Genomic DNA, 14,402 nt, shown 5'->3' on the forward strand with positions numbered 1-14,402 from the left:
GATGCGGCAACACAAAGACGCCTGGCTCCGGGCCTATGATCAAGCGTTAGAACCAATAACCAAATCTGAGTGTCCAGAACCAGCAGCGGTTTCGATTTCGGACCTGAGACTGAATAAGGCGGTTGAAGCCTGCCTCAGACATGCTGGCATCAGAACGTTGACGGACATCCTCAACATGACAGAGGATGAATTTCTGAACAAAAGGTATTTGGGGAAATCTACTCTGCGAGCGATACAGGACCTGCTGACCCGCCTCGGGCTGTCATTCAAGCCCTCTGCTGTGTCTGATACTCTCACGACGGTCGAACGGCTAGCCCCCTGACCGGCGTCCTGATCAATACCCAGGAGAAAAGACGCGGAACTTAGAACGGTTCAGGCACCTTTGCGAGTAACTTAGCCGCGCAGAGCCGCACCACTCCCGCTTCGTCTGTGGTCAAGGCTTCGCCCTGTGCCACAATACTTTGTATCCGTTCGCTCACCGAAATAAAGTCTCTGATCTCTTTCCTGAAACCGTTGGTGTACGTCTCCATACCAGCAGACTCATGAAACGTGAAAAGTGGTCCTATGGATGGCGCAGATAATCTCTCAACCTATCTAGTCAAGACCTCTATTCGCCCACAGTTTTATACCTATAGCGAAAAGCGGTCATAGATACGGTTTTTCTCCGTCGAACATAACCGGCTCCCGTCCTAGTGAGCATGGATAATCCTCCTATTTGCAGGCTGAAGAGGTCCTTGACTCCCTCCTCGGTCGCTTTATCTATCAACCATTGCTGAATCGGCGCAGCGCCAACGCAGATAACCTGACCGTTCGTCCAGCATGACCTAAAGAGGAGGTTACTATGGCACTCGTACGATGGGATCCATTTCGGGAATTGGAAGAAGTGTCAGACCGGTTGAATCGGATGTTCGCACGTCCGGCGGCGCGAACCATGAATGGCAAGGAGAACATGATCGTAGCCGATTGGACGCCGCCTGTTGATATCAGTGAGACCGAAGGGGAATATCAGATCAAGGTGGAGATTCCAGATGTGAAGAAGGAGGACGTGAAAATCACGCTCGAAGATGGTGTGCTCACCATTCAGGGCCAGCGCAAGCACGAACAGGAAGAGAAGGGGAAGAAGTTCCATCGCATTGAACGATCGTACGGCAGCTTTGCCCGGACCTTCGCCTTACCCGATGTGATTGAAGTGGACCAGGTAAAAGCCGAGTTCAAGGATGGCGTGTTGAATCTCCATCTACCGAAGTCAGAGAAGGCGAAGCCGAAGGCGATCGAGGTCAAGGTAGCGTAACTCGCTGAGGAATGCATGTAGGGCTGAAGGCTTGCGGGAAGGTGTCCTTCGTGTCAAGAGGAGGGGTGCTCGCATTCAGTGGAGTCGCGATATCCACAAGGAAGTGTACTGCCCCATCTAATTTTGGACAGGTAGGGTTTTGGTTTTGACGACCCACTCGGCATAGCACTCGGCCGGGGACCGCATCTTCAGCGCGCTGTGCGGGGCCTGGTGATTGTAGTGCTCGATCCACGCCGGTAGCAGCTGCGCCACTTTCTCTAACGTCTCCAGGCAGGCTTGATACACATAATCCCGTTTGAAGCTGCCAAAGAAGGCCTCGGCGAGGCCGTTTGACTCCGGACTCCGCCGAGGCGTGTGACAGGGGATCAGTCCCATCGCACGGACGAACGGCCGGAATCGGTGCGACGTGTACTCCGGTCCATTGTCGCTGAGGAACTCGATGCCCTGGGCCTGAGCGCGGGTCTCGCCGAACCGTCGGAAGATCGCCTCGCGCAGCATCTCGGCGAGATCCGTGGCGGTCATGCGTGAGGCAAAGCGCCAGGACAAGATCATCCGGTCTGCACAGTCGATGATGATGGCCAAGCGGCCCTTGCGGCCATCCCATGCCCGAATGCCGGTGATATCGGAGGCCCAGCGCCGATTGGAATCGGCCACCCGTACCTGACCGGTATGCGGTCGTCCGAGTCGTGGCCCGCGATGACGACTGGTGGAGAGCCAACCCCGCCGCTGCAAGACCCGCCACACTGTTTTGGGATTGCACGACACCCCACGTCGTTTGAGCAACGCATGAATTCGCCGATACCCATAAGAGGTCGGACTGCCGGCCACCAGGTGCTGAATGAGCAGCTCGATGTCGGGTCGCCGGAGTCGACGCGCATGCTTCGCGCGCCGCCGATAGTACCACCAACTCCGTGGCTTGCCGAGGACTCGGCAGACCATGGCGAGCGAGCAGCCTGTCATGCGGACTAGCCACCGTATATCCCCTCGGGTGATTTGAGCCCTTTGAGCTCGAAGGCTTTTTTTAACACATCGACCTCTAAGGCCTTCCGGCCTAATGCCCGTTCGAGCTCCTCGATGCGCTTCTGGAGCCCACCCACCACATTCTTCGGGACCATCTCTCCGGAGTCCTTCAGCCCCTGGTCCAGACTGCGCTTCCATCGATACATCTGTGCCGCATTCACCGCGTATTTCCGACAGATCTCTTCCAGCGGGACACCAGTCTGCCACTCCTGCAACACCGCCAGCTTCTGCTCACCACTCCACCGCCGCCGTCGCCCTCGACCATTCTGACCAGGTTTCATCGTGGTTTCCATTGCTCCCTCCCGACTTCTGGTGCTGTCCAAATATTAAGTGGGGCACAACAGGTCCCATATTCCATTTGCAACACCAGGACAAAAGGGAAGTTGGCGTTTCACTCATTCGACGGCTATTAGAACCCGCTCAGTTAGACAGTCATGTTGCTTCCATGCGAAGGTTATCCGCCACAGAGAGGACCCAGATCGACCATGCGATGATGAGTTATTTCTGATGAGAAGCGCCTGTGAGATTCATGAGTCGGAGTGTCTTGTTGGCAAACCAGGCCCTCCAGTCCAGTTTCGCGAAGAGGACAACCAAGGCGAGCATGAGAACTTGCGTGACGACAAAATACCCTCCGAGATAAGCGAAGACCGATTCAGCATCGAACATGGCTTTTTGCGCAGCCTCTGTCGCCATAACCACCCAAACACTATAGACCACAAATCGGCCTAGGAAGGAGGCAGCAGCCACTGGGACCAAGGGCAAAGATGTGAGTCCATAGGCCATGAACAGCGAATTCGATGGCAACGGGCTGCAGGTGTAGGCGAGGACGGCTCCGAACGTCATCGCGCGGTGTTGTTCCAGTCGGTTTTTTACCAGATCAATATTCGCTTTGGTGCGGACGCTCAACCAGCGCTGCCTGACCAGAATAAAGGCCAGTTTCGCAAGTACGATTTTCCCGGCGGTGGCCGCGGTTGCAGCCACGAGCGCGGTGAGCCAGGGATTTGCATCGGGTCTGGACACGGCAATTGCCGAGACTACCATCCACGTCGGTGGGGCGAAGGCGGGCAGGCTGTTGAGCACAAAAATGATCGTGAAGAGAGACAGAGTGGTCATCGTCGTTCCATGATAGCGCACCCCCTACCCTTTATGCGAAAGGGTCCCATGTTCGGTTTGCAGCACACGAGGAAAAAGGTTCTCAAAGGAGTCAGATTCCATCAGACTCAAGACCCGCTCTATTCAGAGTAGGCAAGAAGGAGCAGCCCGAAGAGGATGATCGATCCCGCCCAGGAGACTTCCCACCATGTCCTCATTTGTGGCGATGCGCCGGGCAGCCAGGAAGCCAAGCCTTTGGAAAAGGCCGCTCCGATACCGACAATGCCCATCAATGAGTGGTGGAACTGGATCTTCGCAGCTGCGGGGTGATTCCCATGTGAATGGTCCAATAGCGAGAGCGAACTGACCAGGACTAACAAGACGAGGGGAGCTGACCATGCCGGGTGTCGAACTTTACCGGTTCGACGGAGCATTTCAAAGAATGCGATGGCGAGGGCAAGGATCGCGTAGGACTTATGTTGAATAATTTCATGATCTTCACCGAAGAACGTTTCCACAAAGCTGAGGGAACCAATCGGCCACGCGTCGTGGTCACAGCAAATCAGCGTAAACCCTCCGACAATAGTGAGCGCACCTGGAAGAATGAAACGAACCCAGTAGGGCAGAGGATACTGTAACGCAGATCCCAATTCAGCGAGGCCAAATATCACATCGAAAGAACCCGCGAAGTGATGGGCGAATTCTGAAAAAGCCTTCTCTTCGGGTGAACCTTCCCAGGGTTCACTAGTATGCCCCCGGTGAGGATCGTCCGTCACACTCATCTCACTCGCGACATTCTGATGAGCTGAGGGGGCCTGAGCCTGTACGTCTGGGAAGCTAGCAAACCAAACAAGAAGAAACAGAAGGACTAACAGCCGAGAAGCCCGGAGTTTCATATACGGATAACCACCGTTCAAAAGAAGCAGGGCACAGTGGTCGTGGACCATACCACAGATTGGTGACTTGCGCAGTGGCCATTTAAATTCAGGAAATCACCCTCTTGTTCCGGTGGGCATCGCAAAAGTTCAGACAAGGTCTCTCTGCATTCAGCGACCGTTATTTGCCCATAGAGAGAAAAGAAAATCGTTGGAGCCTCCGGACCGAGACACGAGCCACCTCTCACGAATGACGAAGCAGGAAACAAGATTCGCGAAGTGAGCAAAGCGGCGTAGCTTCATTTGCCTTTGCGCAACGAGCACAAAATAGTGAAAGCCGCTATATTCGACTAGAAGCGTCTATGGACTTACGGGACTGCCGAACCTGAGAGGTGAACCAGGGTATATGGCTCGTATTGGGAGTCTGGTTAGATGAGGATTTGGCCCGAGACCGTCTCCGGACCTTCCATCTATCCTTGCTAGGCTGAGGGTTTTTCCTGGACGGCATCTGTAAAAGTAACATTTGTAATACTGCACTCTCCTAGGGATGATCCTAGATACATATTGGCCTGTACTCCCCACCGGTATTGGCTCCGGTCCCATATTCCATTTGCAACACCAGGACAAAAGGAGGGGGGTTACGAAGCTGAACACCATTCGCGGGGTATTACGAGATCAGTTGATAGATGACTGCGGCACATCGGCATCAATTTCCCCTTGGGCGACCTCCAGGGCGGCGGCTTGTGCCGCGTCGCGACTCGAAAAGCTGCCTTTAGGGTAGCCGATGAGGCTTGCTGTCCGGGCAGGGCCGAGTTGGCGAATGGTGTACTGACAGATCCATGTTCCATCTGGTTGCTGGCCGGATCGCAGTCTGATCACCCGACCATTATAATTCGAGTCCGTCACGGTCGTGAGCCCGAGAGGAGGGGCCGGTCCAGTCAGGTCTCCGGCATTTAAACGTGATTCGATGGCCGTTATGGCTGCCAGGAGAGCGGCTGCTCTGGCCTCAGTCGGAGACCCAAACCTGTCCTTCGTATACCCTCTCGAGGAGGGAGAGGCGGTGATGAGGAACTCAAGGATGACATATTCACAATCCCAGGTCCCGTCGTCGTTTCGGCGGGGAGTCAACAGAATCTGATGGCCTTTGAAGGGCTCTACGGTTGGACGAGTGTTAGGGGCTTCCACCATACCGCCTCCCGCTTCCGTGCGTCAGCATCGTCAGAGTGGGCCGTGCCTCAGAGTGATCGGGTATCGTGCTCCTCTAGATACTCCATGCTGCGAGAAGAAGACAATTCGAGTTAGGCCAGAGGGGGACGGGCATCGAGCACGCGCTGTCCTTCATGCAGCGCGGCGGCTTCCGCCGCTTCGCGCGTCGCATACCGACCGTCCGCATGTCCTTTATTTCCGTCTGTCATGGTTTCGGCATAGGCCACAATGACATGGTGCCCAGTCCACTGCCCGTCGTCTTCTTGGCTGACAATGGCTTCAAGCTGGTGTCCTTTGTAGTAGGGCATTGGCGGTGCTCCTGGGTGATCCCATTCACCACATAAGGGAGAGGTCCCTCTTCACTCAAGATGATCAGCCCTTTCATGCTCGTGGGGTGCTGGCGAAGTCCCTAGTGCACCTGCAGCGGATGGTCTGATGCGCTGGTCATTCAGAGAACGCGATCAGCTTATAGGCCCATCGCTGGGCCCCGATGAGTCGATCACGGAATGAGCGGCTTCCAGGGCAGGGGCTTCGGCTTCATCACTCGAGGAGAAACTCCCAGTGTCATACCCTGAGAGGCTCTCGGATGGCGGTGCGTTCAAGTCAATGATGGAGTATTCACAGACCCATGTTCCATCCCGTTCCTGGCTGGATCCCAGCTTGATCGACTGTCCGTAATAGGTGCGTTCCATCATCTGGCGTTTCGTCGGCTGGATGTTGATCCCACACAAACAGGTTACTGTGAATTGGAATCCTCTCACTGTCGGCTAGGATGCCTCGAAACCGGACCGGACGATCTCCCATGAGATGCTGCGGAGCAATAACATAGGTGCCCACCATACTGGGATCCAGATACTTTTCGCCGTTGCCTCACTCAATTCCGAAAACAGATAGACCAGCCCGCCGACGATTCCCCTACCAAGGGCCAATGCCGCTTAAAACGGAAAATATGCAATCGGGGCGGCAGCAGCAGACGCTTTCATACCCGCCCCGGCTGTGGTTCCTTCTTGCGGAACGGCGGAGGATGACTGGCTCCAGACCGTCGCGACACCCATCGAACAGTACGTAATGAGGACGATGAGCAACACGAGGGTGAATCTCACGTCGGGCCCTTCATGGCGTCACCCTTACAACTCCCGTCAATTATCACGCTGCAACGTCGTCGCATGACCTTGTTCCGTGACATAGGCTTTGACCACGTCTCCAGTCTTCACCGTATCCAACTTGGTACTCTTGTCAACGTGAATTTTCTGCAGCCCACTATCGGTCTGGATGAAGTAGTACTCACCTTCCTTTTTCATTAGGGTACCTAGGATCGTATCTTTCGTCAGACGCTCTTTGATGGTAGGGCTGGCTTCTTTCTCAGCCATAGAATCGGTTGCGTAGGTCATACCGATTCCCGAGCCCAACAGTCCAACTGCGATCATCGATAGGATTATGGTTTTCATAAAACCTCCGTGGTTGTTTGAATCATTGTCGCCTATGACAGGCATGTCGATAACTGGGCATCTGCCTATGAGGGAGGTTCCTGGGTGTAAGTGGGCGAGACGAGGATACCGTAGGACGAGGCAGATGGTTCCGAGATAACTAATACTAGTAGCTTAATGAATGGAGGAACACACCATGGCCACACATGTCACGATTCAGGATTCAGCCAAGGCGAAGACGTATTTCGAGGCGAAGATGGCGTTCACCACTGGACCCGTGGAACTTGAACGTATGATGAAGAACAGCGAGGTCAATATCGTTGACGTTCGAGCTGCGGAAGATTATGCCGAAGGGCATATCCCAGGAGCGGTGAATCTGCCCAAGGATGCGTGGCAGACGGCAAAAGGTCTGCGGCAGGACAAGATGAATGTGTTGTACTGCTATTCACAAGTCTGCCATCTGGCCGCAACCGCCGCGGTGGAGTTTGCAGGGAAAGGCTATCCCATCATGGAATTGGAAGGCGGATGGCATTGGTGGAGAGACGATGACTTCGCGATCGAAAAGGGATAATAGCTATCTGAGAAAGAAAGACCAGTCCGCCATTGCCAGACGTCTCTTTGAGCGACGCCTGGCTCCGAGCCTATGATCAAGCGTTAGAACAAATATCCAAATCTGAGTGTCAAGAACCAGCAGCGGTTTCGATTTCGCACCTGAGACTGAGTAGGGCGGTTGAAGCCTGCCTCAGACATGCTGGCATCAGAACGTTGACGGACATCCTCAACATGACAGAGGATGAATTTCTGAAGAAAAGGTATTTGGGAAAACATACTCTGCGAGCGATACAGGACCTGCTGACCTGCCTCGGGCTTTCATTCAAGCCAGCTGAAGAGCCAGTGGCTCACACGACGGGTAGACGGTTAATCCCCTGAATGCCTCTGATCATGCCCCTGGACGGTATGCCGATCTGCCGGGGTAATTTAGTCACCCGTCCTGGCGATGAGACTCTTTTTCGGAATGCAGCACACGCAGAAAAAGGCAGGTAGTGATAACTAATTCCCGTGCTAATCCCTACAAGTTACTTGATGGGGGTAAAGAGATCGTGCCAGCTTGACGAATGCAAATGGAATGGACTGTGCCCTTCAGTTCGGTGACGTGGTAATCAAGAATCTGACATTCTGCTTCCGATAACTCGTCCGTCTGACGTGCGAGGCTCATGAGCCGTTCCGACATTTTGATAAAATCTTTTATTTCTTGTCTCACAGCTTTCATGGGTTCCTCTAAATAAGCAAGCGCCCCCACGAATGGGACTCCAATAATGGCAGAGCTATGTAACCGTGGGTAAAGCGAAATCGACGATCCGCGGCTGATCGGTGTCGGATAATACAAGGAGTTCCAATGAAGATGTTATTCTTGGAGCAGCGATAGGCAGGTAGTCGCTAGCTACGTCGAGCAGACCTCTACTCAAGGGGCGAGTTGACAGGACGTCAACCATCATTCCAGGTACAGGATGGTTATGCGATATCAAGAAGCATGGGCATACAGGCTTATGGGCGTGGGCCTTGTCATGGGCTTGCTCATGTCGGTATCCATTACGCGTTTATTCCAAATCACCTCGTGGTGAGAGCCCGGGACACCGGTTGAATTGACCTTCAAGAGCATAACCTGGGTCGTACCGCATAATGTCATAATCGATGATCCTAAATCCGGATTGGATATTCGGAAAGAGATTCCCGCAGGGGAAAGTCTGACGATCGGATTTACGCCTATGGTTCCGGGTCCATTCGCAATCTATTGCGACAAGAAGCTTCCCTTTTGAAGAGCCATCGTGAAAGGGGTCAGGAAGGGGTTTTGGAAGTACGATGACGTATCGGATGCAAGTGATATCTATAGTCCGTTTGTTCTGCACTTCTGCACCCTCTACGCATCCCTAATTCGGGCTTCCGCCAGAAGACCCCCCGGGGGTACCGTTGCACCAGATCGACGCAGGGGACGCCACTGTACTAAGGTACCTCGTGTGACGGCTTGATACCCGCCGAAAAGATAAAACCCCGGTAGGGCATTGAACGAGTGTTGCTTACAGCTTCGTGCCGATAAATATATGGATATTGGTCCTGGCAATGTTGAGGGCCGCACTGTACAGCCGGTGTGTCGCTGCATCGTAAAAGGCAATCCCATTGACCGTATCGGTCCCATTGCTACAGGCGCCACCTCCAAATGTCATAGAGGTATTCAACACATTTCCCTTTGCACGAGGAGAAAGTGTACCAGTAAAGGTGCAGCCATCTGTTGAATGACCTGAAAAAGTACCTGCCGAATCCACGCTAACGGTGATCGTTTGATTATCGGCACGGCTCCCAGAATAGTTCCCGGCCACGAGATTCATGTTAGGGGCCGACTCATAGGCAGCATCGTACCTACTCGTAAAGCTGCCGCTGCCTCCATTGAAGTAAGCAATTGTCCCGTTAAAGCCATTTTTCGGCAAATAGGAGCCACTCATCGTCGCCGCGCGAACCCCAGCCCCTTCCACATTGTAATCCCTGGTGTTAGAGGAACCGAAGGCGCCGGAGTGCGAAGTGCCAGTTCCCTGGATCAGTCCAGCCAGGACGTTAGGATTGTCTATTGCCGTATAGAAGATCCAATACGAACCTTCATCGAGGACAAGTCCACCGATGTTGCGACCTGTAGGAGTAGTGCCCGTCCAGATACCCTCAGCCGATGGTGGATGCGGCATAGAAGAAAGGTCGCTCTCGCCATACCCGCCCCCACCCCCACAGGCGACGGCAGCGAACCCACTGTTAAAGCAGCTTGCGAAGCTGCCGCAGGCAACGAGCCCGCTCATCAAGCAGGTTGCCAGAATGCATCTAATAGTGATCATCCCTCTCATGTGCATGGTTGTCCGCCTCAAAGCGAGAGCGAAATGCGCAGGATGTGCCCTATGTCACAATATAACAACAAGATAATCCCTCAGTTGGTCAATTGAGATAGCTACTGTCAGACGGAGAAAACTCCCAGCAGGGGCCAATCGGGGCTATCCTTGCGCCAAATCGAGGGACGGTAGTTGCAGGCAATGCCATTATTAGTGCTTACGGCCGGATTCTTGGACCGCGCGAAAGCAGTTTCGCACGGCATTACGATTTCTTCATGCGCCTCGGAACGTGCAGCGCTTTGCGCACATTTAGGTCAGGGCTGCGGCTAGGGTGATTCCCAGCATGGAACCATCTTCCACCTAACTAGAATCAGTGAAGAACATTGGAGGAGGTGAATGATGGGCATCACGCTGTTACACATTGCGATCGTGGCGACGGTGGCGTTCTCTGCCGGGGCACTCGGGTGCAGCCAGACGGCGGCCGAGCGGCGCGCAGCGTCACCGACATTGGGAGAACGAATCAAACAGGATTCGGTCACCGGCAGAGTCCATGACATCGGGGCGAAGTATGTGTCCATCAAGGACAGCGGCGGCGAAACCACACGTGTCCGCGTAGACGATCAAACCAAGATGGACCGCGTGGCGATCGGAGACCAGGTCAAAGCGTATGTTTCCGAAGATGGATATGCCTCGACGATTCAGCGAGTCTCCGAGTAGGCTCTGTGACGCTCAATATATTAGTCTCTGCGTCACACCCCGTTTGGGTAGGGTAGCTCATGGACTCTACAGTCGTGTCTTGTTTTTGACTAACCACGTTGCATAGAACAGGTTGCGACAAATCGGCGACCGTGTGGTCGTGGCGTTCCCTATTTGCTGCGGCGCATGTTTCTTTTGCAAGAGGGAACTGTATTCGCTCTGCGAGAATTCCAATCCCCACGCCTGGAGGGCGGAGAAACTCTTCGGCCATTCGCCGGCCGGCATCTATTGGTATTCACATCTCACAGGTGGATTCGCGGGTGGCCAAGCCGAATATGTTCGCGTCCCGTTCGAGGACGTCGGCACAGTCAAGATTGAGAATGGACTGACTGACGAGCAGGTGCTCTTTCTCTCCGACATTTTCCCCACGGGCTACATGGCTGCTGAACAATGCAATATTCAGCGCGGCGATACGGTGGCCATCTGGGGGTGCGGACCAGTCGGGCAATTTGCGATCCGGAGCGCCTTCTTACTCCGAGCAGAACGAGTCGTGGCCATCGACCGGTTTCCCGAGCGTCTGCAGATGGCCGGTGAAGGTGGCGCGGAGACGATCAACTATGAAGAGTCTGATGTGTACGATGTGTTGATGCAAACGACCGGGGGCTGGACCAGATTCCTGTATGGATGCCGTCGAGCTGGAGGCGAATATGCCCGGTCCGTTGTACTACTACGATCGTATGAAACAGGCTGTCATGTTGGAATCAGATCGCCCGATTGCGCTGCGACAGGCCATTATGGCCTGTCGCAATGGCGGCACAGTTTCCGTTCCCGGTGTCTACGGCGGGCTCATCGACAAAATGCCCATGGGAGCGGTCATGAACAAGGCGTTGACAATCAAGACGGGGCAAACGCATGCCCAGCGCTATTTCGCACCCCTGCTTGAGCGCATTATGAACGGCGACATTGATCCCAGCTTCGTGGTGACACATCGCATGAAGTTGGCCGAGGCACCGAAAGGATTCGACATGTTTAATCGCAAGAAGGATGGGTGCCTCAAGATTGTGATGACCCCGTAGTTTTGGAGTGGTTAGACCTTGAATTGATTCCTTGGTAGTCGAGGAGCATCTCTTAGCGAGGTCTCAGACATTCATCCAGATTTCTCCCGCCGTCAATGTCCGGTGCGAACGGAATAGGTGGGTAGGGAGGGAGATACGAACAAAGGCTTTCGGGACGCCGCAAGACAAAGACCAACGCGCAACCTGCGCAGCGACTCAGTATGTGTTGTTCGTCAGGAGTCTAGCCGGGTGATAATTAGAAACTGCTGCTATGGGGGGCCGAATCCCTCGGGGTTGATAAGACGCAGCCGAACAATCAGATATCACAATTGAATGGCTCAACAAAGAAAAGGGCGTATTCCCATGGATGTATGTTGTTTACCCAAGGGCGAAGGACAATTCCATTCCCCACCAGGCATTCGAGAGGATCATCGTGCTGATCAGATAGAAATCCAGACACGTGCCGAGCATGAGGGGAAACATGCTCCACAACAGCAGTCGCGACGCCCGGTCAATAAACGATTGACTAACCGAATTTCTCAATGCCAAGCGATGGTACGCAGCTGGGGTCATGACGAGGGCAATGGCGATGGCGAGCAGCCCAATGGCGACCAGATGAACAAGACGGTCAGAAAAGGAAAGATCCCAAAACTTCGTATTAAAGACGGCAATTAATTGAAACCCAAAGAGCGCCTGGATACCCGGAAGCACCATTCGGCACTCCTCGAGCAGATGGGTTGCCACCTCATTGAGAGATTCATTAGTCGGTACCTCTGTGGGGGTACTTTCCGTCTTTTCCATTTCATCAAAAGAGAGTTCGTCCTGCATCCAGGATGGGACCTGTGGTCTTGTTCACGACGGGAGCCTGCTGGCCTTATGCCAATGGCCTCGCTTGTCTATCAGGAGCTCTTCCGGAGCCGTCCTTCCAATCCTGGCAGCACCGCGTCGAAAAACGCATTTTGAAAGAGGGTCACGACCATTTCCCACGTATTCGCCTGGGGATTCTCGACAGGCCCGGAGAGATCGGTTTTTGTGGCCACCTCGTGGCGTGGAATATTTTGGAGGAGGGCGGCCGCCACATTCACGGTCTTCTCAAAGATCTTTTGGAGGAGGCCCTTGTCCTGATCCTGGACGGCATCATAGGCTTTGACGTCTTTAAAGAGCGGTTTGAGATATCCATTCACCTTGCCGTGTTTGACCGTCATCTCGCTATAGACGGAGAACACGCCCGACGCGGCATCGAGCCCGCCGTAGGCGCGCAACAACTCATTGAACGATTTAATGGGTGTTCGCCGTATCTTCACACTCAGATCGAAATCAGGAGATTTACTCTCCGGCCGAAATGCACCCGAAATCTGAGTGTCGCCAGAGCCCATGCACAGGCCCGTCAATCTGACCAGCGCGGTCCCTTCTGACAGTTGGTTACTCCAGTTCTCGAGTTCGATATGCGTCTCAGCTATAAATACCCGATAAGAAGGGTCCGTCGCCGTGTTGACGAGCCCGAACTCGCTGCTCTCAATTTTCCCTCGATCGATACGAACAAGGAGCGAGGGATGATTGGAAACTTTGTCCGCCGTCTTGGCGACCTTCTTGCCCATATCTTTCTCTTTCTCCTTGGTCTTAGCGGAATGGACAAAATCGGCCTTGACGTCTTGTAGGGACAAGGTCGTGAAACGTATCCGCTGGGCCGTGGGGGCATATTCCACCAGCCCCTCTGCGGACAGCACGCCTTGGGAGATATACACCTGGCGTTGAGCCGTGAGGGGAGCCACGTCCGTCAGAGGGATGTCTTTCAGGGTCACTTCCGCATTCACCGCCATGAATGGCTCGGCAAAGAAATCGGCCTGACCCTCCAGGACGAAGCGCCCCTCATCAAACACCCTCATGTCAATCTGCAGGTGTGAGGGATATTGAGTGGACGCCGAGCGCACATTGCGGATATTTTCGGCCCGCACATTCAGCTCGCTCATATGGAGAGGTCTGGAAGTCGGATGATCCCGATAAGTGATCTCGCCATGCGTAATGCGGAGTTCGTTGAGTTTGACTTCCTGCATCGTGAAGAGAAGTTCCTGCCAACTCTGCTGGTGCTCGGGCGATGCCTCCACCTCCTTCGTGGCCTGCGGACGGGTAAAATGAATGATCGGCTGTTCGATCATCTGATCGGTCACAATGCTGCCAGAAAGTAAGGCACGCCACTGGAGGCTCCCGTGTATCTTTGCGATGTGGGCGAGCGGGGGATCGGGGTGATCCTTCTGGCTGACTACAATGCGTTCAATATCCAGGGACAAGGTGAGGGGATGCAGGTCGAGAGCTCCAATTTGAACGGTATAGGCGGAGAGTCGATTATTCATTTCCCGCTCGGCGTAAGCTCGAAGCGGTTCGTCGATAAATGATATCGCTACAACGACGAACACGAGTAATCCGAGTGGAATAGCCAGCCACCGCAGCCATGTGGGTAGAGAGATACTGTTCATAGCCGTTGTGTAACAGTGTAAAAGCTGGCAGTGGTGCAATGAACTGGGAAGACCTCGTGAAGCTCTTGCCGCCTTCAGCACGGCGTCGGTCGGCAGGGGCACTTGTCTACACTATTGAGTCGGTATAGAGGCACCGAGTTCCAGCTGACGAACCATCTCGCAGTAGATGGTATCGGCCAGCCTTTCTAAATTCACGCAATCTGCTTCATTGTAGCCGAGCAGCCGAGCTCTCGCCTGCTCATCACGGCTATGCCGCCATCGATTCCACAGCAGCACCGCATCATGCCCATTCAAGCCGGAAAGCTCTGCCGCGCGAGCGATCCCCAGTTGAGTCTCGATGGCCTTCAGTCCTCCTCGATGCCCGAGTTGTTTCCCTAAAAAACAGAGATCGATGTGTAC

General features: G+C 54.1%; 19 protein-coding genes and 1 pseudogene. 6 read left to right on the top strand and 14 right to left on the bottom strand.

Annotated features, from left to right (window positions below):
• Window position 1: 1 nt before the first annotated feature.
• Window positions 2-322 (top strand): hypothetical protein, encoded by a 321-nt coding sequence (locus H8K03_21500; GenBank protein UVT20311.1) that lies wholly within the window; start codon window positions 2-4, stop codon window positions 320-322.
• A 40-nt stretch (window positions 323-362) separates the two neighbouring features.
• Here the strand turns inward: H8K03_21500 and H8K03_21505 are convergent, their stop codons facing one another.
• Entirely contained in the window at window positions 363-530 is a 168-nt protein-coding gene (locus H8K03_21505; protein ID UVT20312.1) for a hypothetical protein, read from the bottom strand.
• Between the two features lie 311 nt (window positions 531-841).
• Here H8K03_21505 and H8K03_21510 point away from each other — a divergent pair, with 311 nt between their 5' ends.
• Window positions 842-1,291, top strand: coding sequence for an Hsp20/alpha crystallin family protein (locus H8K03_21510; GenBank protein UVT20313.1), 450 nt, complete (start codon window positions 842-844; stop codon window positions 1,289-1,291).
• Window positions 1,292-1,408: 117 nt separating this feature from the next.
• Here the strand turns inward: H8K03_21510 and H8K03_21515 are convergent, their stop codons facing one another.
• The 9 genes from H8K03_21515 to H8K03_21555 all read right to left on the bottom strand — a co-directional run bounded on the left by H8K03_21515 (window position 1,409) and on the right by H8K03_21555 (window position 6,932).
• Window positions 1,409-2,251, bottom strand: coding sequence for an IS3 family transposase (locus H8K03_21515; protein UVT20314.1), 843 nt, complete (start codon window positions 2,249-2,251; stop codon window positions 1,409-1,411).
• 5 nt (window positions 2,252-2,256) lie between these two features.
• Window positions 2,257-2,604, bottom strand: a complete 348-nt coding sequence (locus H8K03_21520; GenBank protein UVT20315.1) for a transposase — start codon at window positions 2,602-2,604, stop codon at window positions 2,257-2,259.
• Between the two features lie 205 nt (window positions 2,605-2,809).
• A complete protein-coding gene (locus H8K03_21525) occupies window positions 2,810-3,424 on the bottom strand; it encodes a hypothetical protein (GenBank protein UVT20316.1) in 615 nt (204 codons plus the stop codon).
• A gap of 119 nt (window positions 3,425-3,543) precedes the next feature.
• The gene (locus H8K03_21530; protein ID UVT20317.1) at window positions 3,544-4,185 is read right to left on the bottom strand and encodes a hypothetical protein; all 642 of its coding nucleotides are present in this window, start codon (window positions 4,183-4,185) and stop codon (window positions 3,544-3,546) included.
• Between the two features lie 768 nt (window positions 4,186-4,953).
• On the bottom strand, window positions 4,954-5,466 hold the full coding sequence (locus H8K03_21535; protein ID UVT20318.1) for a hypothetical protein: 513 nt from the start codon (window positions 5,464-5,466) through the stop codon (window positions 4,954-4,956).
• A gap of 110 nt (window positions 5,467-5,576) precedes the next feature.
• Complete coding sequence (locus H8K03_21540; GenBank protein UVT20319.1) at window positions 5,577-5,792, bottom strand: hypothetical protein; 216 nt, start codon at window positions 5,790-5,792, stop codon at window positions 5,577-5,579.
• A gap of 153 nt (window positions 5,793-5,945) precedes the next feature.
• Window positions 5,946-6,179, bottom strand: a complete 234-nt coding sequence (locus H8K03_21545) for a hypothetical protein (protein UVT20320.1) — start codon at window positions 6,177-6,179, stop codon at window positions 5,946-5,948.
• 240 nt (window positions 6,180-6,419) lie between these two features.
• The gene (locus H8K03_21550; protein ID UVT20321.1) at window positions 6,420-6,587 is read right to left on the bottom strand and encodes a hypothetical protein; all 168 of its coding nucleotides are present in this window, start codon (window positions 6,585-6,587) and stop codon (window positions 6,420-6,422) included.
• A 36-nt stretch (window positions 6,588-6,623) separates the two neighbouring features.
• Window positions 6,624-6,932: a hypothetical protein gene (locus tag H8K03_21555; GenBank protein ID UVT20322.1), complete on the bottom strand. Its 309-nt coding sequence runs from the start codon at window positions 6,930-6,932 to the stop codon at window positions 6,624-6,626.
• Between the two features lie 175 nt (window positions 6,933-7,107).
• On the opposite strand from H8K03_21555, the gene H8K03_21560 reads away from it, so the two are divergent.
• Both H8K03_21560 and H8K03_21565 read left to right on the top strand, forming a co-directional pair.
• Window positions 7,108-7,482 (top strand): rhodanese-like domain-containing protein, encoded by a 375-nt coding sequence (locus H8K03_21560; protein UVT20323.1) that lies wholly within the window; start codon window positions 7,108-7,110, stop codon window positions 7,480-7,482.
• A gap of 47 nt (window positions 7,483-7,529) precedes the next feature.
• Window positions 7,530-7,841, top strand: coding sequence for a hypothetical protein (locus H8K03_21565; protein ID UVT20324.1), 312 nt, complete (start codon window positions 7,530-7,532; stop codon window positions 7,839-7,841).
• 1,145 nt (window positions 7,842-8,986) lie between these two features.
• On the opposite strand, the gene H8K03_21570 is transcribed toward H8K03_21565, so the two are convergent.
• Window positions 8,987-9,787 carry a hypothetical protein gene (locus H8K03_21570; protein UVT20325.1) on the bottom strand — a complete coding sequence of 267 codons (801 nt, stop codon included), beginning with the start codon at window positions 9,785-9,787 and terminating at the stop codon, window positions 8,987-8,989.
• A 387-nt stretch (window positions 9,788-10,174) separates the two neighbouring features.
• Here H8K03_21570 and H8K03_21575 point away from each other — a divergent pair, with 387 nt between their 5' ends.
• Together H8K03_21575 and H8K03_21580 are read left to right on the top strand one after the other, a co-directional pair.
• Window positions 10,175-10,495: a hypothetical protein gene (locus H8K03_21575; GenBank protein UVT20326.1), complete on the top strand. Its 321-nt coding sequence runs from the start codon at window positions 10,175-10,177 to the stop codon at window positions 10,493-10,495.
• 112 nt (window positions 10,496-10,607) lie between these two features.
• Window positions 10,608-11,550: pseudogene (locus H8K03_21580) on the top strand (zinc-binding dehydrogenase).
• A gap of 357 nt (window positions 11,551-11,907) precedes the next feature.
• Here the strand turns inward: H8K03_21580 and H8K03_21585 are convergent.
• From H8K03_21585 to H8K03_21595, 3 genes are all read right to left on the bottom strand, one after another.
• Window positions 11,908-12,243 carry a hypothetical protein gene (locus tag H8K03_21585; GenBank protein ID UVT20327.1) on the bottom strand — a complete coding sequence of 112 codons (336 nt, stop codon included), beginning with the start codon at window positions 12,241-12,243 and terminating at the stop codon, window positions 11,908-11,910.
• A gap of 185 nt (window positions 12,244-12,428) precedes the next feature.
• Window positions 12,429-14,003 (bottom strand): DUF748 domain-containing protein, encoded by a 1,575-nt coding sequence (locus tag H8K03_21590; protein UVT20328.1) that lies wholly within the window; start codon window positions 14,001-14,003, stop codon window positions 12,429-12,431.
• 111 nt (window positions 14,004-14,114) lie between these two features.
• Window positions 14,115-14,396 (bottom strand): ribonuclease H-like domain-containing protein, encoded by a 282-nt coding sequence (locus tag H8K03_21595; protein UVT22569.1) that lies wholly within the window; start codon window positions 14,394-14,396, stop codon window positions 14,115-14,117.
• Between the last annotated feature and the right edge of the window lie 6 nt (window positions 14,397-14,402).

The organism is Nitrospira sp. (genome assembly GCA_024760545.1).
In the GTDB taxonomy this organism is placed as follows: domain Bacteria; phylum Nitrospirota; class Nitrospiria; order Nitrospirales; family Nitrospiraceae; genus Nitrospira_D.